Annotated in this window: 14 protein-coding genes; 11 read left to right on the top strand and 3 right to left on the bottom strand. The window is 71.5% G+C overall.

The window, feature by feature from the left end; genetic code table 11:
- Positions 1–39: 39 nt before the first annotated feature.
- From GT755_RS04410 to GT755_RS04395, 4 genes are all read left to right on the top strand, one after another.
- Entirely contained in the window at positions 40–1,392 is a 1,353-nt protein-coding gene (locus GT755_RS04410; protein WP_161478374.1) for an ABC transporter substrate-binding protein, read from the top strand.
- A gap of 115 nt (positions 1,393–1,507) precedes the next feature.
- Positions 1,508–2,992 (top strand): glycoside hydrolase family 36 protein, encoded by a 1,485-nt coding sequence (locus GT755_RS04405; protein ID WP_161478373.1) that lies wholly within the window; start codon positions 1,508–1,510, stop codon positions 2,990–2,992.
- Between the two features lie 51 nt (positions 2,993–3,043).
- Complete coding sequence (locus GT755_RS04400; protein WP_161478372.1) at positions 3,044–4,192, top strand: ROK family transcriptional regulator; 1,149 nt, start codon at positions 3,044–3,046, stop codon at positions 4,190–4,192.
- A 123-nt stretch (positions 4,193–4,315) separates the two neighbouring features.
- Complete coding sequence (locus GT755_RS04395; RefSeq protein WP_161478371.1) at positions 4,316–6,250, top strand: Xaa-Pro dipeptidyl-peptidase; 1,935 nt, start codon at positions 4,316–4,318, stop codon at positions 6,248–6,250.
- A gap of 142 nt (positions 6,251–6,392) precedes the next feature.
- Here GT755_RS04395 and GT755_RS04390 read toward each other — a convergent pair whose 3' ends face one another.
- Positions 6,393–6,797 carry a DUF732 domain-containing protein gene (locus tag GT755_RS04390; RefSeq protein ID WP_161478370.1) on the bottom strand — a complete coding sequence of 135 codons (405 nt, stop codon included), beginning with the start codon at positions 6,795–6,797 and terminating at the stop codon, positions 6,393–6,395.
- Between the two features lie 354 nt (positions 6,798–7,151).
- Here GT755_RS04390 and GT755_RS04385 point away from each other — a divergent pair, with 354 nt between their 5' ends.
- Positions 7,152–9,749, top strand: a complete 2,598-nt coding sequence (locus GT755_RS04385) for a lamin tail domain-containing protein (RefSeq protein ID WP_161478369.1) — start codon at positions 7,152–7,154, stop codon at positions 9,747–9,749.
- A gap of 47 nt (positions 9,750–9,796) precedes the next feature.
- Here GT755_RS04385 and GT755_RS04380 read toward each other — a convergent pair whose 3' ends face one another.
- Positions 9,797–10,354 carry a hypothetical protein gene (locus tag GT755_RS04380; RefSeq protein WP_161478368.1) on the bottom strand — a complete coding sequence of 186 codons (558 nt, stop codon included), beginning with the start codon at positions 10,352–10,354 and terminating at the stop codon, positions 9,797–9,799.
- A gap of 133 nt (positions 10,355–10,487) precedes the next feature.
- Between GT755_RS04380 and GT755_RS04375 the strand changes: the two genes are divergently transcribed.
- The 6 genes from GT755_RS04375 to GT755_RS04350 all read left to right on the top strand — a co-directional run bounded on the left by GT755_RS04375 (position 10,488) and on the right by GT755_RS04350 (position 17,417).
- Entirely contained in the window at positions 10,488–11,039 is a 552-nt protein-coding gene (locus GT755_RS04375; protein ID WP_202609572.1) for a sigma-70 family RNA polymerase sigma factor, read from the top strand.
- Complete coding sequence (locus tag GT755_RS04370) at positions 11,023–12,072, top strand: hypothetical protein (protein ID WP_161478367.1); 1,050 nt, start codon at positions 11,023–11,025, stop codon at positions 12,070–12,072. Before GT755_RS04375 ends, GT755_RS04370 begins: the two co-directional genes overlap by 17 nt.
- A complete protein-coding gene (locus GT755_RS04365) occupies positions 12,069–12,962 on the top strand; it encodes an ABC transporter ATP-binding protein (protein WP_202609571.1) in 894 nt (297 codons plus the stop codon). Before GT755_RS04370 ends, GT755_RS04365 begins: the two co-directional genes overlap by 4 nt.
- Positions 12,959–13,813 carry an ABC transporter permease gene (locus tag GT755_RS04360; protein ID WP_161478366.1) on the top strand — a complete coding sequence of 285 codons (855 nt, stop codon included), beginning with the start codon at positions 12,959–12,961 and terminating at the stop codon, positions 13,811–13,813. Before GT755_RS04365 ends, GT755_RS04360 begins: the two co-directional genes overlap by 4 nt.
- A gap of 95 nt (positions 13,814–13,908) precedes the next feature.
- On the top strand, positions 13,909–16,149 hold the full coding sequence (locus GT755_RS04355) for a glycoside hydrolase domain-containing protein (RefSeq protein ID WP_161478673.1): 2,241 nt from the start codon (positions 13,909–13,911) through the stop codon (positions 16,147–16,149).
- Complete coding sequence (locus GT755_RS04350) at positions 16,146–17,417, top strand: glycosyltransferase (RefSeq protein ID WP_161478365.1); 1,272 nt, start codon at positions 16,146–16,148, stop codon at positions 17,415–17,417. The genes GT755_RS04355 and GT755_RS04350 overlap by 4 nt, the downstream gene beginning before the upstream one ends.
- 47 nt (positions 17,418–17,464) lie before the next feature.
- On the opposite strand, the gene GT755_RS40925 is transcribed toward GT755_RS04350, so the two are convergent.
- Complete coding sequence (locus GT755_RS40925; RefSeq protein WP_161478364.1) at positions 17,465–18,613, bottom strand: sensor histidine kinase; 1,149 nt, start codon at positions 18,611–18,613, stop codon at positions 17,465–17,467.
- Positions 18,614–18,637: the final 24 nt, after the last annotated feature.

Genomic DNA, 18,637 nt, shown 5'->3' with positions numbered 1-18,637 from the left:
TGGCCCCTCGGCCACGTCCCCCCAGGAAGAGGTACCTCGATGATCGACAGGAAGCGGGTCGGCGCGGCCCTGCTGTGCGGGCTGCTGGCGCTCACCGGCTGCGGCGGCGCGGACGAGGAGCCGGGGAGCGGTGGCGGCCAGGTCACCCTCGACTACTGGCTCTGGGACGACAACCAGCAGGCCAGCTACCAGGCCTGCGCCGACGCCTTCGCCGCCGCCAACCCCGGGATCACCGTCAAGATCACCCAGACGGCGTGGGCGCAGTACTGGCAGAACCTGACCACCCAGCTCGCCGCCGGCGACGCCCCCGACGTGTGGACCAACCAGGTCAGCTACTACCCCCAGTTCGTCACCAGTCAGCAGATCCTCGACATCCAGCCCTACGTCGACGCCGACAAGGTCGACCTGACCCAGTACCAGGACGGCCTGGCCGACCTGTGGACCAAGGACGGCAAGCGCTACGGCCTGCCCAAGGACTGGGACACCGAGGCGGTCGTCTACAACAGCGACCTGCTCGCCAAGGCCGGCGTCGACCCCGCCGACCTGGCCGACATGACCTGGAACCCGAAGGACGGCGGCACCTTCGAGCAGGTCATCGCCAAGCTCACCGTCGACTCCAAGGGGCGCAACGGCCTCGACCCGGCCTTCGACAAGGACGACGTCGCCGTCTACGGCTACCTGCCCGAGTGGAACGACGGCTCCCAGGGCCAGAACGGCTGGGGCGAGCTCGCCGCCGCCAACGGGTTCGTCTACCTCGACAAGAACCCGTGGGGCACCCAGTACAAGTACGACGACCCCAAGCTGGTCGAGACCATCGCCTGGTACAAGGCGCTGACCGACAAGGGCTTCGCGCCGAAGTTCGACAAGCAGTCGACGCTCGGCATCGACGCCGTGATGAACTCCGGCAAGGCCGCGCTGACCATCGCCGGCTCCTGGACCATCAACACCTACCTCGGCGAGGGCGCGCAGCAGAAGTTCGCGCTCGCCCCGCTCCCGGTCGGCCCGTCGGGCACCCGCAAGAGCGCCATCAACGGCCTGTCCGACGCGATCTGGGCCGGCACCGAGCACAAGGACGCCGCCTGGAAGTGGGTGAAGTACCTCGGCTCGGCCGACTGCCAGAACCTGGTCGGCGACAACGCCGTCGTCTTCCCCGCCGTCAAGAGCGCCACCGAACGCGCGCTGGCCGCCCACAAGGCCAAGGGCCGCGACGTGCAGGTGTACGTCGACTACACCAAGACCCCCGGCGGCACCTTCCTGCTGCCGATCACCGACCACGGCACCGAGATCAGCCAGATCGTCCAGGACGCCCTGCAGTCGGTGATCCTCGGCCAGATCTCCCCGGCCGACGCCCTGACCAAGGCGAACCAGCAGGTCAACGCCCTGTTCGTCTGACCACCCGCCCGGCCGGACTCACACGCCCCGCCGGGCCCTGTCTTGAAGGCAGATTCCGAGCGCGAGACGCGGCCGGCCTTCGGCCGTCCGCGTCCCGCTTCCCATGAGGAGAGCCATGCCCCAACTCGTCGACCTGGCGGGCCGCGTCTTCGCGGTCGAGCTGACCGGTTCAGCGTCCGTCGAGCCCGTCGCCGGCGGCCTGATCCTGCCGCCGGGCCGGGTGGCGGTCCTGCACGGTCTCGCCGACGCCCTGTTCTACCGGCACGGCCAGAACTCGTGGAGCCCCTGCGGCTGGCGCCGCCTCAGCGAGCCCCCGCTGCGGATCGCCAATCCCGAACGCCGCCTGACCGCCGACGACACCGTCTGGGACGACCCGGCCCGCCACCACTCCTCGGCCGTGGCCGCCCTCCAGGGGCCCGACGGGAACGTGCTCCTGCTGGGCTCGCTCGGCCTGGGCACCCCCCGGCTGGCCGCCGACCACGACACCCTCGCCGGGTGGTGCGAGGAGGACGGCGCGCCGTGGTTCCTGGCGTACGGGCCGGAGAGGGAGGTCTTCGCCTCCTACACCCGGGAGCTCGCCGGGCGGCTCGGCAGCAGCGACCGGCGGGCGGGGAACGTCTGGTGCACCTGGTACGCCTACTACGAGGGCATCACCGAGGAGCAGCTCGGCAAGGACATCGCCGGGCTGGCCGGGCTGCCCTACGACGTCGTGCAGGTCGACGACGGGTGGCAGCGGATCGTGGGCGACTGGGAGCCCAACGCCAAGTTCCCCTCGGGCATGGCGGCGCTGGCCGGGCGGATCAGCGCGGCGGGGATGCGGCCGGGGCTCTGGCTGGCGCCGTTCATCGTGCTGCCCGGCGCCGAGCCGGACCCGGAGTTCCTGCTGCGCGACGCCGCGGGCAACCCGGTCGAGGCCGGGCACAACTGGGGCGCCGCCTACTGGGCGCTCGACCTCACCCACCCCGGCGTCCAGGAGCACCTGCGGACGCTGATCCACCGGGTGGTGCACGAGTGGGGCTTCACCTATCTCAAGCTCGACTTCATCAACGCGGGGGCGGTCCCGGGGGTGCGGCACTCGGGGGCGGCGCGGGAGCGGGCGTACCGCGACGGGCTCCGGCTGATCCGGGAGGCGGCCGGACCGGACGTCTACCTGCTCGGCAGCGGGGGCCTGCTGCTGCCCTCGCTCGGCCTGGTCGACGGCATGCGCAGCGGCCCCGACGTCGCCCCGATGTGGGCCAACTACGCCACCGACGACCCCTCCGACGCGATGGCCTACAACGCCGTCGTGAACACCCTCCACCGCCTGTGGCACGCGCCGCTGCTCCAGGTCGACCCCGACATCGTCTACTTCCGCAGCCGCCTGAACCTGCTGACCGACACCCAGATGGCCTGGTTGCAGGACCTGGCCGCGATCTGCGGCTTCCGCGCGATCTCCGACCCGCCCTCGTGGCTCAACCCCGCCGAGCTGGAACGCCTGCGCGCCTATCTGACCGACCGGCCGGAGATCGTCCAGAACAGTCGCTACCGGTTCACCGTCGACGGCCGCGAGGTCGACTTCACCGGGGCGCTGAGTCCCGGCCAGCAGTATCCGATCTCGTGAGACGACCGGTAGAATTACGCTTTCTCAAAGCATAATTAGGGGGCAATGGTGGTGGACGCGGCCGGAGCCGATGTCAGCAGGCTCCGCGAGCTCAACTCGCTCAGCATCGTCCGGGCGATGCGGGGCCAGCCGCCCGCCACCGTCACCGAACTCGCGGGCCGCACCGGCCTGTCGCGGCCGGGCACCGACGTCGTCGTGCGCGGCCTGGTGACCGACGGATGGGTGAAGGTCGTCGAACCCGACGGGAGCACCGTCGGCCGCCCGGCCCGCCGCTACCGCTTCAACGCCGACGCGGGGCACGTCTTCGGGGTCGACATCGGGGCGCACAAGATACTGGTGTTGTTGTCGAACCTCGAAGGCGAGGTGCTGCGCAGCCGCCGCCTGCCGGTCGACCCCGACGCCGACCCGGCCGAACGGCTCGCGGTCCTCGACGCCGCCCTCACCGACTGCCTGACCGAGGCCGGGTTGGAGCCCGGCCAAATCTGGGCGATCACGGTGGGGGTGACCGGCCCGGTCGACGCGTCGGGCCGGACCTCCCTGTTCACCCCGCTGCCCGGCTGGGCGAGCGTCTCCCCGGCCGACCACCTGGCGGCCCGCTTCGGCTGCCCGATCTCGGTCGAGAACGACTGCAAGCTGGCCGCCGTGGCCGAACGCTGGCAGGGCGCCGCGCAGGACGCCGACGACATCGTCTACCTCCAGGCGGGCATGCGCATCGGCGCCGGCCTCATCATCGACGGCACCCTGCGGCGGGGCTTCGGGGGCGCGGCCGGGGAGATCGGCGCGCTCAAGACGCTCCGCTGGTTGACGGCCCCCTCCCGCCTGGAGAACTGCCCCGGCATGCCCGCCGACGTCCACCCCAACGACAAGGCGGCCTGGGTCTTCGAACGCGCCCGCGAGGGCGACCGCGACGCCCTGACCACGCTGCGGCGCTACGCGAAGGACCTCGCGGTCGGAACGGCGGCGCTCGTGCTGACGCTCGACCCGCAGGTCGTGGTGCTCGGCGGCGGCTACTCGCGGTCGGCCGACCTGATCATCGACCCGCTCCTGCAGGAACTGGAGCGGTTGTGCCTGCGGGTCCCCGAGGTCAGGGCCTCGAACCTGGGCGCCGACGGCGTGGCGCTCGGCGCGCTGCGCATCGCGCTCGACCAGATCGACGCCCAGCTCTTCGCCGACGGAATGCCCGCGCCTCTGACAACGTGACACGCGCCTAGTGCCATGTCACACATCCAGTACGAGGTGGTGTCAAAGCCGTAACCTGATCTTGTCTGTTATGAGGGTTTTCAAAGAGATTTGGGGTAATTCCCCTGTCTCTGGAGGCTCTTCGTGCCACCGTTGCGAGCCGCCCTCGTCGCCGTCGGACTGGTCGTGGCCATCGCCACCCCCGTCCAGGCGAGTGCCGCCCCCGCCATTTCCGTGGAGAACGGACGCACCCAGCCCGTCTTCTCCTACGCCGACGCCATCCGTGAGTCGGTCCTCGTCGAGTCGACCGTCGACAGCGACTCCGACGGAGTCCTCGACCGCGTGCGGGTCGACATCATCCGCCCCAAGGAGTCGGGCCCCGGCCTCAAGGTCGCCTCGATCATCGACGAGAGCCCCTACTACGACAACTCCGGCCGCGGCAACGAGGCGGAGCGCAAGGTCTACGACGCGAACGGGAACATCGTGAAGTTCCCGCTCTGGTACGACAACTACTTCGTGCCGCGCGGCTACGCCTTCCTCGCCGTCGACATGATCGGCACCACCAAGTCGACGGGCTGCCCCGACGTCGGCGGCAAGGCCGACATCCTGGGCGGCAAGGCCGTCATCGACTGGCTGAACGGCCGCGCCACCGCCACCAAGCTCGACGGCGTCACCCCGGCCGTGGCCGACTGGAGCACCGGCAAGGCCGGCATGATCGGCAAGTCGTACGACGGCACGCTCGCCAACGGCGTCGCCGCGACCGGCGTCGAGGGCCTGGAGACCATCGTCCCGATCTCGGCGATCAGCTCCTGGTACAAGTACCAGCGCATGAACGGCGTGATCTACAACTTCAACTACCAGTCCTACCTGGGCAACGTCGTCGACACCGACCCCGACGCCAAGTGCGCCGCGGTGCGCGCCTACGCCGACGCCAACGACGGCGACGACACCGGCAACTACAACGCCTACTGGGCCGAGCGCGACTACATCGCGGGCACCCTCGCCGACGTCTCCAAGGTCAAGGCCTCGGTCTTCGTCGTGCACACCGTCAACGACCTGAACGTCAAGCCGGACAACTTCTCCGTCTGGTGGGACGCGCTGGCCAAGAACGGCGTGCCGCGCAAGATCTGGGTCGGCCAGACCCAGCACGTCGACCCGTTCGACTTCGAGGGTCAGCGCGACCGCTGGGTCGACACCCTGCACGCCTGGTTCGACTACTGGCTCGTCGGTGTCGCCAACGACGTCATGAAGCAGCCGCGCGCCGACGTGCAGACCGGCCGGACCGACTGGATCACCCTGCGCGACTGGCCCGAGCCCGCCGCCCAGAACCACCTGTTCCGCCCGGCCGCCGACGGCACCCTCGGCCTGGTCCAGGCGCAGAACGGCGAGACCGCGACCTTCACCGACGTCCGCCAGTCGGAGAACACGATGGTCGCCAACATCACCACCCCCGCCGCCGGCCGCGTCGCCTTCACCACCAGCGAGTTGTCCAAGGACATCCGGATGTCCGGCACGCCGGAGATCAGCCTCCAGGTGAAGCTCGACAAGCCGACCAGCAACCTGACCGCGCTCCTCGTCGACTTCGGCACCGACACCCGCATCAACTGGCGCAGCAATCAGGGCATCCGCAACCTGACCACGCAGAGCTGCTACGGCGAGTCGACCGCCGCCGACGACGGCTGCTACTTCGACGTCGAGACCAACATGACGACCGCCCCCCTGGAGATCGTCGCCCGCGGCTGGATCGACGTGCAGAACCGCGACTCGATCAGCGCCTCCAACCCCCTCACGGTGGGCTCTTACGGCGAGGTCAAGTGGCTGACGCTGCCGCAGGACTACACCTTCAAGGCCGGCCACCGCATCGGCCTGGTCCTCGCCGGCACCGACTCGACCTACAGCGGCGAGCCCGCCACCGGCGCGAAGGTCACCGTCGACCTGCAGCGCAGCCGCGTCCGCATCCCGCTCGTCCTGGCCCCCGGTGAGACCATCACCGAGGCCGACGTCCGCGCCCGCCGCGCGGCTCCGTGGGTCGCCCCGGCCGAGCCCGAGTGGCCCGCTCCGGAATACCGCTTCTGGTAAACCGCTCCGAAACCGGCGACGGCCCGGCGGCTCCACGCCGCCGGGCCGTCGCTTCGTTCTCCCGGGCCACCTGCTCGCTCACTGTTCGCCGGACATTCGCCTTCCCGTCAGCGACGTCCACCAGGCCATCACGTGGTGCAGGTCAGCGACACCACGCCTTGACCGCATCGAGGATCAATGCCGCACCTTCGACCTTCACGGTCGCGTTCCCCTCAGTGATCCGGGCCTCGAGGTTCTTCAGTACCTGACCTTCAGGCACGCCCTGCCGAATGTCGAGGCACGTGCTCTCGCCGCGGCTCACCGCCCGATCCTCATTCACGACCAGCCCCTGATCGATCGTCGACAGAGTCGCGAGGTACTCGGTTCGCTGCTCTCCCGTCATTCTCGGCAGGCTCGACACCTCAAGCGTGATCGTCCTGTCCGGCGCCGAGACAGGTTCAGGATCAGCCAGATACCCGCCCACCATCAGGAATGCCACCCCACCGGCTACGACACCGCCCAAGGCCTTCCACACCAGGCTGGTCTTCTTCTTCGGCGGTAGCTCCATGCCCGCACCGTACGACCCTCGCGATCCGATCTGTCCAGGACTGTCCAAACGTGCACCCGTAAGCCAGGGCATTGCACCACCGAAATCCAGTGACGATCACTCCGGGAGGACAGCCTTCCCGAGCGCCTGCCGCAGGCCTTCACGTACGTCTGGACCGCGGTCAGCATGATCCGCGGCCGGGCGCCGACGATTCGCGGTGTCGCCTCCTGGCCCAGCATGGCGACCCCTTCGGCGACAAGGCCGCGGACTCGCCTGAGAGCACCAGGAAAGGGACCCACTGTTCGCCGGACATTCGCCTTCCTGTCAGCAGCGTCCACCAGGCTCTTGGCACGTTCCCCTGGAAGAGAGCCCACATTGCGTAAGACCTGGCGGCGGACCGTCGCATTAGCCCTCCCGTTCCTGACCGCCGTCCCGCTGCTCGTCACCCAGGCATGGGCGGCCGACCCGGTCCCCTCGATCAAGGTGAACGAGGTCGAGTCCAACGGCGGCACCCCCGGCGACTGGGTCGAGCTGACCAACACGGGCACCGTCCCGGTCGACATCGGCGGCTGGCTCGTCAAGGACAACGACGACACGCACGTCCTCACCGTCCCGGCCGGTACCTCCATCGCCCCGGGCGCCTTCCTCGCGCTCGACACCGAGGTCGCCTACGGTCTCGGCGGCGCCGACTCCGTACGGGTCTTCCTCGCCGACGGCGTCACGCTCGTCGACTCCCACACCTGGGCCGCCCACGCCGCGGTCACCTACGCGCGCTGCCCGAACGGCACCGGCGCGTTCGCCGACAGCACCGCCGCCACCAAGGGCGCGGCCAACACCTGCGGCGCGCCGGCCTCCACGGTGAAGATCAACGAGGTCGAGTCCAACGGCGGCACCCCCGGTGACTGGGTCGAGCTGACCAACACCGGCGCCGCGCCGGTCGACGTGTCGGGCTGGATCGTCAAGGACAACGACGACACCCACGTCCACCCGATCCCGGCGGGCAGCACGATCGCCCCCGGCGGTTTCCTGCCCGTGGACGTCGAGCTCTCCTACGGCCTCGGCGCCGCCGACTCCGCGCGGCTCTACTCGGCCGACGGCCTGACCCTCCTCGACTCCCACGCCTGGCCCGCGCACGCCACCGCCACCTACGGCCGCTGCCCCGACGGCGCCGGTGCGTTCACCGACACCACCGCCGCCACCAAGGGCGCGGCCAACGCGTGCGGTCCCACCACGCCGGCCGGCACCCCGTGGCCCGGCGGCGCCGGCGTCGCGACGGCCGACGCCGCGGGCGTGCTCGGCGGCAACATGAGCGGCCTGTACTACCAGCCCTCCGGCGACGCCGGGCCCGGCTCGTTGTGGGCGGTCAAGAACGGGCCCGGCACCCTCTACCGGCTGGAGAGGAAGGGCGCCATCTGGACGCCCGCCGAGACCCACCCGCTGAAGTTCCCGACCGGCCTCGGCGACCCCGACGCCGAGGGCGTCACGGTGACCCCGGCCGGGGTGTTCGTCTCGACCGAGCGCGACAACGGCGCCGGCGGCGTCAGCCGCCCCGCCGTCCTCCGGTTCGACCCGGCCGGCGGGGACGGCACCCTGACCGCCACGAAGGAGTGGGTGCTCACCGCCGACCTCCCGGCCGTCGGCGCCAACGCCGGGCTCGAGGCCATCACGTGGGTGCCCGACTCCTACCTCACCGCCGAGGGCTTCGTCGACGAGCGCACCGGTGCGGCGTACCGGCCGGGCGACTATCCGGACCACGGCGACGGACTGTTCCTCGTCGGCGTCGAGGGCACCGGCGGCGTGTACGCCTACGCCCTCGACCAGAACGGCGCCGCGTTCACCCGGGTCGCCACGATCGCCAGCGGCTTCCCCGGCGTCATGGAGCTCGCCTACGACCCCGAACTGCGGAAGCTCTGGGTCGTCTGCGACGACACCTGCCAGGGCCGCGCCGCGCTGTTCGACGTGAACGCCGCCGGGAGGTTCGCCGCCACCGTCGTGTACGACCGCCCCTCCGGCATGCCGAACCTCAACAACGAGGGCTTCGCCCCGGCCGCGCGGGCCGAGTGCGCCGCGGGCCGCAAGCCGGTCTTCTGGACCGACGACGGCAACACCGGCGGCCACGCGCTGCGCACCGGCACGATCGACTGCACCGCCCTCGACCTCGACGCCGACGACGACGGCATCGACGACGGGATCGACCCGAAGAAGGACGACCCGGCCAACGAGACCTTCTCCGACGGCGTCACCTCGGGCCGCGTCCTCGCCCGCGAGGGCCGGACCGTGACCGTCTCGGACACCGCCGCCCCGGCCGGCGTCCTGGTCACCGTGGGCGCGGGCGACCAGCCGGCGGTCGTCCAGCTCACCGGCGTGTTCGGCACCGTCGCCCTGACCGAGGGCGCCTACCGGATCACCGGTGGCGGCAGGACGTCCACCGTCTCCGCCCTCACCGGCCAGGCCGTGGTGAAGGTGACCGTCAACGGCACCCCCGTCACGCTGACCGCGGGCGCGGGCGGCTCGCTCACCCTGACCGAGGTCCCCGGCAACGGCACCGTCGCCGGGATCACCGGCATCGAGCACACCGGTGACGTCACCCTCAGGGCGACCGGCGTCCCGGCCGGGGCCTGCGGCGACATCGTGGTCCGCAACGTCGTCGTCGCGGCCGCCGGGGCGACGGCGGTGTCGGGCACCGGCGCCGACGACCTGATCATCGGCCGCTCGGCCGACGACGTCATCACCGGCTACGGCGGCGACGACTGCGTCGTCGGCCAGGGCGGCGACGACACGATCACGACCGGCGACGGGAACGACCGGATCGACGCCGGCAACGGCGCCAACGTGGTGAACGCGGGCGGCGGCGACGACCTCGTGCAGGGCGGCAACGACGCCGACACGTTCGACTGCGGCGAGGGCGCCGACGTGGCGCGTCCGCTGCGCGGCGCGAACGTCAACGTCGAGGGCCGCTGCGAGACCTTCTGACCGGTTCCCCCGTGAGCCCGTGACCCCCTCGCCCGGGGGTCGCGGGCTCAGCCGTCGACGGCGACCTTGGCGTACTCGTAGGCCGTGCGGCCGTTCTCGTCGCCATAGTGGTAGCGGCCCGTCATGATCTCGCCCGTGGGGGAGAGCGAGATGTGCTTGCTCTCCTTCATGTCCGCCGTCCAGTGGCGCCCGACGATGCGCATGCTCTTGCCCTGCCACCGCATCATCTGCGCGTAGTAGACCGTGTAGCCCTTCTCGTCGCCGTAGTGGTAGCGGCCGGTCAGCGCGTAGCCGTCGGGCACGGTGTACACGCTGTTGGGCTCGTTCACGCGCACCCAGTAGCGTTCGGGGAGCACCTCCACGCGGACGTCGTTGACGTAGATCTGGCCGCAGTAGTACGTCGTGGTGCCGTTCTCGTCGCCGGAGTGCGCCCGGCCGATCAGCATCTGGTGCTCGGGGCAGAAGAAGGTGCTGTTCGACTCCTTCACGGTGCCGATGTCCCCTCCCAGCACTCTGATGGTGTACGTCTCGGCCGCGGCCGGGGCGGCGGACGCTAAAGTCGCGGCGGCGACCGCCACGGCCAGGGCCTTCTTGAACATCGTCATCTCTCCCGTTTCTGTTCGCTTCGACGGGAACTCTGGCGCACGCCGCTTGGGAGCCGTTGGAGACGTTCTTGGAAGCGGCAGGGGAACCGGTTGTCGCGTGTCACAAGTGAGCCGGCGGCGGTGCTCTACCAATGTGAACGTCGTACAGGAGAACGTGCTGGTCGGGAGGGGCGTCGCCGTGGGGTCCGATCCGCCGGTCCGGGCCGACTTGGAGCAGGTGTTCCGGGCCGTCTACCCGCGTGTCGTCGCGGTGGCCGCCCGCGTGCTCGGGTCGCGTGACGAGGCCGAGGACGTCGCCCAGGAGGTGTTCCTCGCGTTCGGCCGCTCCGCGGTGCCCGCCGGGGAGGCCACCGGCTGGTTGTCGGTCGCCGCCGCGCACACCGCCCTGAACCATCTCCGCTCGGGCCGCAGGAGGGCCGCCCGGGAGGAGAACGCCGGCGGCGAGACCGTCGCCCCCGACATCGCCGACGCCGTCGTCACCAGGGACGAACGCCGCCGCGTGCGCGAGGCCCTCGCCCGGCTGCCGCGCCGCCAGGCGGTCGCCCTGGTCCTGCGGCACAGCGGCCTCAGCTACGCCGAGGTCGCCGCCGCCCTCGACCTCTCTCCCGGCAGCGTCGGCACGATCGTGCGACGGGCCGAGTCCGCTCTGCGCAAGGAGTTGAACCGTCATGCGTCATCCGACTGACGGCACGCTGCGCCGGCTCCTCGACGAGCCGGACGGGGTCGCCGACGCCGACCGCGACCACATCGCCCACTGCCCCGCCTGCCAGGAAGGACTGAACGTGGCCCGTGACGACGCCGCCTTCGCCGCCACCGTGCTGAGAACCGAGATCGAGGTGGACGTCGACACGGCCTGGACCCGCTTCTCCACCCGCCCCCCGGTGCGGGAGGCGACCGTGCTGAGCCGCTGGCGCTCCCGCCTGCGCAGTCCCGTCGTCGCCATCGCCGGGGCGGCCGTGCTGGTCACCGGCGCGGGGGCGGCCGCCGCCGACTGGTTCCAGATCTTCCACGCCGAGCGGGTCGCCCCGGTGACCGCGCCGCAGGCCGAGCTGGCCAAGATCCCCGAACTCGACGAGTTCGGCGACCTCGTCGTCACCGACGAGATCTCGGTCCGCCGGGCGCCGGACGTCACGGCCGCCCAGGAGGCCTCGGGCCTCACGCTTCCGGCGGTGGCCGAACTCCCGCCCGGGGTGAGCGGCACGCCCGGCTATTTCGTCGTCGACAAGGCCGGCGGCACGTTCACCTTCTCCGCCGACACCACCGCGCGGACCGCCGCGAAGGCCGGGACGACCGCCCCGCCGGTGCCGCCGGGGCTCGACGGCAGCCGGTTCCGGTTGTCGGCCGGGCCGGGCCTGGCGGCCGTGTGGGCGTCGGAGAACGAACTCCCCGCCCTGGTCGTCGCCCGCGTCACCGCGCCGTCGGTCTACTCGGCGGGTGTCCCCTTCACCACCGTCCGCGACTACCTGACGTCGCTGACCTTCATCCCCGACGACGTCGCGGCCCAGCTGCGCGGCTTCTCCGGCGACGGCACGCTGCCGCTGTTCTCGGCGATCGAGGAGAAGCAGACGTCCGTCACCGACGTCGGCGGACGCCCCGCCACGCTGGTCCGGAGCGGCTCCATGGCCGGGGTCGTCTGGGTGGCCGACGGCGTCGTCAACGCGGTCGCCGGCACGCTCACCGCCGACGAGGTCCTGACCGTCGCCCGAGGGCTGCGGTGAACGCCGTCTGGGCCTCCGGCCTGCGCAAACGCTACCGGAAGCGGACCGCCGTCGACGGGGTCTCCTTCTCCGTCGCCCGGGGCGAGGTGCTCGGACTGCTCGGCCCGAACGGCGCCGGCAAGACCACCGTCATCAAGATGATGCTCGGGCTGGTGCGCCCCGACGCGGGCGAGGTCATGCTCCTCGGCCGGCCGGTCGGCGACCCTCAGGCCCGCGCCAGGGTCGGCTACCTGCCGGAACTGTTCCGCTACCAGCCCTGGCTCAGCGCCAAGGAGGTCCTCGACCTGCACGTCCGGCTCGCCGGGGCCGACGTGCCCGAGGGGGAGCGCCGCGACACCCTCGCCCTGGTCGGCCTCGCCGACCGGGCCCGGGACCGCGTCGGCGGGTTCTCCAAGGGCATGCAGCAGCGCCTCGGCCTGGCCGTCGCGCTCGTGGCCCGCCCCGAGTTCGTGGTGCTCGACGAGCCGACCAGCGCGCTCGACCCGGTGGGCCGGGCCGACGTGCGCGACATCCTGCTGTCGCTGAAGGAGCGCGGCGTGGCCGTGCTGCTCAACTCCCACCTGATCGGCGAGGTCGAGCGGGTCTGCGACCGCGTGGTCATCCTCGACCGGGGCCGGGTCGCCGCCTCGGGCACCCTCGCCGAACTGCTCGGCGGCCGGGAGCTGCGGCTCCGGCTGGAGAAGGTCACCTCAGAGGCGGAGGAACGCCTGCGGCGGGCCGGGCCGGTGCACCGCGACGGCGACCTGTTCACCGTCGTCGACCTGGACGTCGACGTGATCCCCGACCTGGTGGCCGACCTGGTCGCGCTCGGCGTGCGGGTCCACTCGGTCGAACCCGGCCGCGTCAGCCTGGAAGACCGGCTGCTCGACATCCTGGGAAGTGAACGATGATCGTGCTCACCTTCGCCGCCCTCACCCTCCGCGAGGCCGCCCGCCGCAAGGTGCTGCGGGCGCTGGCCGTGCTGACGGTCGTGCTGCTGGCCCTGTCGGCGTGGGGCTTCCACACCCTCGTGACCAAGGAGTTCGACGGCGCCCAGCTGACCAGCGGCGAACTGCGGCTGATCGCCTCCCAGCTGCTCAACCTGGTCATGTTCGGCCTCAGCCTGATCGCCGCCCTCGGCACCGCCTTCCTGGCCGGCCCGACCGTCGCCGGCGAGGTCGAGTCGGGCACCGCTCTGGCGATCCTGGCCCGCCCGATCAGGCGCTCGACCGTCCTGACCGGCAAGTGGCTCGGCCTGGTCGCCTTCGGCGGCGGCTTCATCGTCCTGGCCGGGCTCGCCCAGTTCGTGATCGTGTACGCCACCACAGGCTACTGGCCCTCCGACCCGGTGACCGGGCTGGCGCTGCTCGCCTTCCAGACGGCCGTGCTGCTCACCCTGGGCCTGCTGTTCTCCACGCTGATCTCGCCGATGGCGTCGGGCGTGGTCGCGGTCGGCCTGTTCGGCGCGACCTGGATCGCCGGGGTGGTCGGGGGAGTGGGCCGCGGCCTCGGCAACGACAGCGTGGCGGCCGTGGGGACGGTCTCCCAGATCCTGCTCCCGACCGACGGGTTGTGGCGCAGCGCGATGTACGCCTTCCAGGACCCCGCCGCGCTGCTGGGATTCGGCGGCCCCGCTGTCAAGGGAGGCTTCCCCTTCCTGAGCGACACCCCGATCACGTGGGCCTACCTGGCGTGGGCGGTCGCCTGGACCGCCCTGGTGCTGGGCCTGGCCGCGCTGGTGCTCAGACGCCGCGATCTGTGACCCGGCGCAGGTCACAAGGACTTTTTGCGGAGGTGAACGAATGATTTCACCTCGCCGAAACCTACGTCCGGTCCGGGGCCGGATAGTGTCTCCCCATTCTCGACAACGTTGATCCCTTCATCGGCACCGCGGCCACCGACCTGCCCCCGGCAGGCGGCCTGGCCGCCACGTGGTGGTGGCCGAAACCGCAGGTGGGCAACACCCACCCCGGGGCCACCTCACCCCTCGGCATGGTCTCGGCCTGTGCCTACTCCGGTGCCTATCCGACCGGTTACGGTCGCTACGCCAAGAACACCGAAGGCGTGCCCGAGGAGATGTTCGACCGTCTCCAGGCCAGCGGGTTCACCCACTTCCAGCAGTCGGGCACCGGCGCGATCCGCAAGTACTACAACTACGTGCGGGTCACCCCGATGGTGCAGCCCCTCGACGACCTCGGCCAGTCGTGGTCGCTGTCCGACGAGGAGGCCTCGCCCGGCTACTACGCCGCCACCCTCGACACCGGCGTCCGGTGCGAGGTCACGGTGGGCCAGAAGGTGGCCGTCCACCGCTACACCTTCCCCCGGCACAGCAGCGCCCGGGTGGTCGTCGACCTGTCCTGCGGCGGGCTCGCCATCGACCTCGGCCGCACCGTCCCGCTGCGGGCGCAGGTCGAGAACATCGGCCACGGCCAGGTGCAGGGCACCGTCGTCATGGAGGGCGTGCCGCTGTCGGTCTACGTCGACGTCGACGCCCCCGGCTGGCGGCAGATGCTCTGGTACGACCGCCGCCTCATCGACGGCGGCACCCGGCTCGACTTCGACAGCATCCGGCACACCACGCTGCGCCCCTTCGGCATGCTCTACATGGGCCCGACGCGGGCCGGGCAGACCATCGAGGTCCGCATGGGCTTCTCGCTGCGCGGCTGTGACCAGGCCAAACGGAACCTGGAGCGCGAGTGCGGCCTCGGCCAGCCCTCGTTCGACATCGTCAAGCTGCGCACCCGCGCCCGCTGGTCCGACCACCTCGACCGGGTCAAGGTCGACGGCGGCACCCCGGCCCGCCAGACGGTCTACGCCACCGCGCTCTACCACTCGCTGATCAAGCCGTGCATCGTCGACGACGAGAGCCCGTTCTGGCCCAGCAACGGGCCCTACGCCTTCGACGTCTGCACGATGTGGGACATCTACAAGACCCAGCTCCCGCTGCTCATGGCCATCGCCCCCGAACGGGCCTCCGGCCTGCTCGAATCGCTGATCCGGGTCTGCGAGGAAGAGGGCAACTTCCCGATCGGCTACCGCATGGCCCGCGGCGCCGACCGGTTCTTCCGCCAGGGCAGCGCGCTGGCCCACACCGCGCTCGCCGACGCCCACGCCCTCGACCTCGACGGCATCGAGTGGAGCTGGGCGCTCGTCCACATGGCCGACGACCTGCGCCGCATGTACGGCGAGGACTTCTTCGAGCACGGCGTCGTCCACCCGATCACCCACACCCTCGACCTGGCCTACGGCCACCACCTGACCGCCCAGCTCGCCCGCGCGCTCAACGACACCCGGCTCGCCGACGACCTGGCCCGCCGCGCCCACGGCTGGGTCAACGCCTTCGACCCCGGCACCGGCCTGCTGCGCGACTCGGAGTTCTACGAGGGCGGCAAGTGGAACTACTCGTTCCGGCTGCTGCACGACATGGCCGCCCGCATCGCCCTGGCGGGCGGCGACGCCGGCTTCATCGGCAAGCTCGACCAGTTCTTCGGCTACGGCGCCGCCCCGGTCAAACAGGCCGGCCGCCGCCCGCAGCAGGCCGAGATGGCCGCCGGTTACGCCCTCAACCGGTTCGAGGGCCTCAACAACGAGCCCGACATGGAGGCCCCCTGGGCCTACCACTACGCGGGCCGTCCCGACCGCACCGCCGAGGTCGTCCACTCCGCGCTCACGTGGCAGTTCGGCACCGGTCCCGGCGGCCTTCCCGGCAACGACGACTCCGGCGGCCTGAGCTCCTGGTACATCTGGGCCTCGCTCGGGCTATTCCCGGTGGCCGGGCAGAACCTCTTCCTCGTCAACGCGCCCGCGTTCGAACGGGCCGCGCTGCGGGTAAGAGAAGGCGAGTTCGTCATCGAGACCAGCGGCCATAAAGAGGCGCCGATCAGCTCCGACGGCGCCGAGCGTGAGCCCCCGGTCCAATACGTCCAGTCGGCCACCCTCAACGGCCGTCCACTGGATGCGGCCCACCTGACTGCCGCGACCGTCCATCGGGGCGGCAGACTGCACCTGCGACTCGGCCCCGAGCCATCGGGATGGGGGCGGGGTGTCCGCCCGCCGTCCCTGTCCGATTCCCCTGCGCTATCGGAGGAGACTCGATGACCCACCCCCGACGCCGCCTCGTGATCGTGGTCAGGGCCGACCCGGTCATCTGCGGCCATTCCGGCGAGGCCCGCAACCTCGCCGAGGTGGCGCTCACCCGTGGATACGACGACGTCAGGCTGCTGACCTGGCCCATCCCGGCCCTCCAGGCCGCCGGGCTGCCGTTGAAGCCACTCGACCGGCTGCTGCCGTACAGCCCCGGCATCACCGTCGAACGTCCCGAACCGGTCGGTGACTACCGGGTGCCCGACGGCCGCCACCTGGCCGGCCTCACCGGGCGCCTGGTCGAGCTGCTGGCCGAGCCGGTGCCGACGACCTGCCTGTCGATGTACATCGTCCCCCACGCCAACGTCGTGCTCGACGCCGTCAACGCGGCCAGGGCGGCGGGTTTCAACCCCGACGTCCGCACCGTCGTGAAGGCCGTCGGCTCCGACGTCACCAACGTCATCCGCAACTGCCTGCGCGACAACCGCTTCGGCGCCGCGACGGCGCTGTTCACCACGTTCCTGTCCAACGACGAGGTGGTGGCGGTCTCCGACTACACCCGCGAGGAGATCATCGACGCGGCCGAGCAGGTCGACGCCCACGTCGGCACCACGTTCGCCGAACAGTGCCGCCGCCGGGTGACGGTCAGCTACCCGCCGATCGACTCCTCGGCGTTCCTCGACCCCGACCCGGCGCTGGTCGACGCCGCCCTCGCGCACCGCGGCCTGGAACGCGACGGCTACCTGCTGTTCCTGTCCCGGGTCACCCCCGCGAAGGGCATCTTCGACCTGCTGGCCGCCTACCGGCAGGCCCGCAGCCGGGAGAAGGTCAAGCTCGTGGTCGCCGGCACGGGCACCGCGCTCGCCCAGGTCCAGGCGATCGCGGCGGCCGACGAACACGTCGTCGTCCTCACCGACGTCGACGACAACGAGAAGCCGCTGCTCATGCGGGGCAGCGCGGCCTACGTTCTGCCGACCAAACCCGAACCCGACTTCGTCGAGACGTTCGGCATCGCCCTCGCCGAGAAGATGCTGGCGGGCGGCGGTCCGATCATCACCACCGACACCGGCGGCACCCTCGAAGCGGTCGGCGACGCGGCCATCATCATCGACCAGGGCGACGTCACGGGCATCGCGGCGGCGATCGACCGGGTCGTCCTCGACATGAACGGGACCGAACGCCGCGAGCTGGAACTGCGGGCCCGCGAGTGGGCCATGCAGTTCGACCGCGCGGCCGTCTTCGACGACCTGTTCCCGGAGACGGCGCTCCGCCGGAGCGCCTGACCGCGATCGACGCCGGCCCGGACGGATCACTTGCCGTCCGGGCCGGTTCATTTCAGCGGCAGCACCGCCCGCACCGCGAAGCCGCCGCCGTCGGGCCCGGCGTCGAGGGAGCCGTGGAACAGGGCGGCCCGCTCGCGCATGCCGATCAGCCCGTGCCCGCCCGGGATGTGGGGCGCGGCCGGGAATCCGTCGCGGGGGCCGTCGTCGGTGACGTCGAGGCGCAGCTCGCCCGGCCCGTGGTCGATCGTGACGGTCACCCGGGTCGGCCCGGCGTGCTTCAGCGTGTTGGTGAGCGCCTCCTGGACGATCCGGTAGGCCGACAGGTCGAGGCCCGCCGGCAGCGGCCGGGGCTCGCCGGTCACCTCGACCCTCACGTCGAGCCCGGCCGACCGCGACTGCTCCACCAGGTCGCCGACGCGGGCCAGGCCCGGCTGCGGCAGGCGGCTGTCGGTGGCGGGGCCGCGCAGCAGGTGGAGCATGCGCTGGAGCTCCTCGACCGCGCCCCGGCCGGTCGCCTCGATCTGGCTCAGCGCCTCGCGTTCGCGGCCCAGGTCGGCGGGCAGCCGGCGGCGCAGGCCGCCCGCCTGCATCACCATCATGCTGACGCTGCTGGCGACGATGTCGTGCAGCTCCCGGGCCAGCCGGGCCTGCTCCTCCGCGACGGCCTCCCGCACCAGCCGCTCGCTGCGCGCCACCACGGCGTCGGTGCGCTCGTCGGCGCGGGCGGCCAGCACCTGGTAACGGCGCACACCGGCCCCGGCGCCGCCCGCGATGGCGGCCATGCCCACCGCGATGGCGTAGTCGGCGAACCCGGCGCCGCCGTAGGTCAGGCCCATGGTGGCGACGAAGACGGCCGTGGCCGCCACCCCGAACAGCGCCCGCGCGCTGCGCAGCCGGGTCTGGCTGAGCACCGTGAACAGGAAGAGCAGCTCGGTCAGCCACTGCCAGGCGGCGGCGTCCTCCAGGGTGAACACGAAGACCCCGCACGACACGACGGTGTAGACCGCCGTCGTCCAGACCGGAGCCAGGCGGCGGAACAGCACCAGGACCGCGGCGGTGACGCCCCACGCCACCCACAACGAGGGGACCGACCGCTCCGCGAGGTTGGTTCCGCCGGTCACTTCCTCGATGACGGCGAACAGCCCGACCGCCACGGCCACCAGGCCGTCGGCCGCGCTCAGCCGGGTATCTTGCACGAGATGAGCGTAGTGTCCCCTTGA

The organism is Herbidospora solisilvae, from assembly GCF_009901565.1.
Lineage (GTDB): Bacteria > Actinomycetota > Actinomycetes > Streptosporangiales > Streptosporangiaceae > Herbidospora > Herbidospora solisilvae.
This window is presented reverse-complemented; position numbering and strand designations above follow the sequence as displayed.

What these genes read in the sequence shown, in the direction of transcription:
- GT755_RS04350 (WP_161478365.1), top strand. Translation starts at nt 16,146, where the DNA reads ATGACCCACCCCCGACGCCGCCTCGTGATCGTGGTCAGGGCCGACCCG.
- GT755_RS04380 (WP_161478368.1), bottom strand. Translation starts at nt 10,354, where the DNA reads ATGACGATGTTCAAGAAGGCCCTGGCCGTGGCGGTCGCCGCCGCGACT.
- GT755_RS04405 (WP_161478373.1), top strand. Translation starts at nt 1,508, where the DNA reads ATGCCCCAACTCGTCGACCTGGCGGGCCGCGTCTTCGCGGTCGAGCTG.
- GT755_RS04360 (WP_161478366.1), top strand. Translation starts at nt 12,959, where the DNA reads ATGATCGTGCTCACCTTCGCCGCCCTCACCCTCCGCGAGGCCGCCCGC.
- GT755_RS04410 (WP_161478374.1), top strand. Translation starts at nt 40, where the DNA reads ATGATCGACAGGAAGCGGGTCGGCGCGGCCCTGCTGTGCGGGCTGCTG.
- GT755_RS04390 (WP_161478370.1), bottom strand. Translation starts at nt 6,797, where the DNA reads ATGGAGCTACCGCCGAAGAAGAAGACCAGCCTGGTGTGGAAGGCCTTG.
- GT755_RS04370 (WP_161478367.1), top strand. Translation starts at nt 11,023, where the DNA reads ATGCGTCATCCGACTGACGGCACGCTGCGCCGGCTCCTCGACGAGCCG.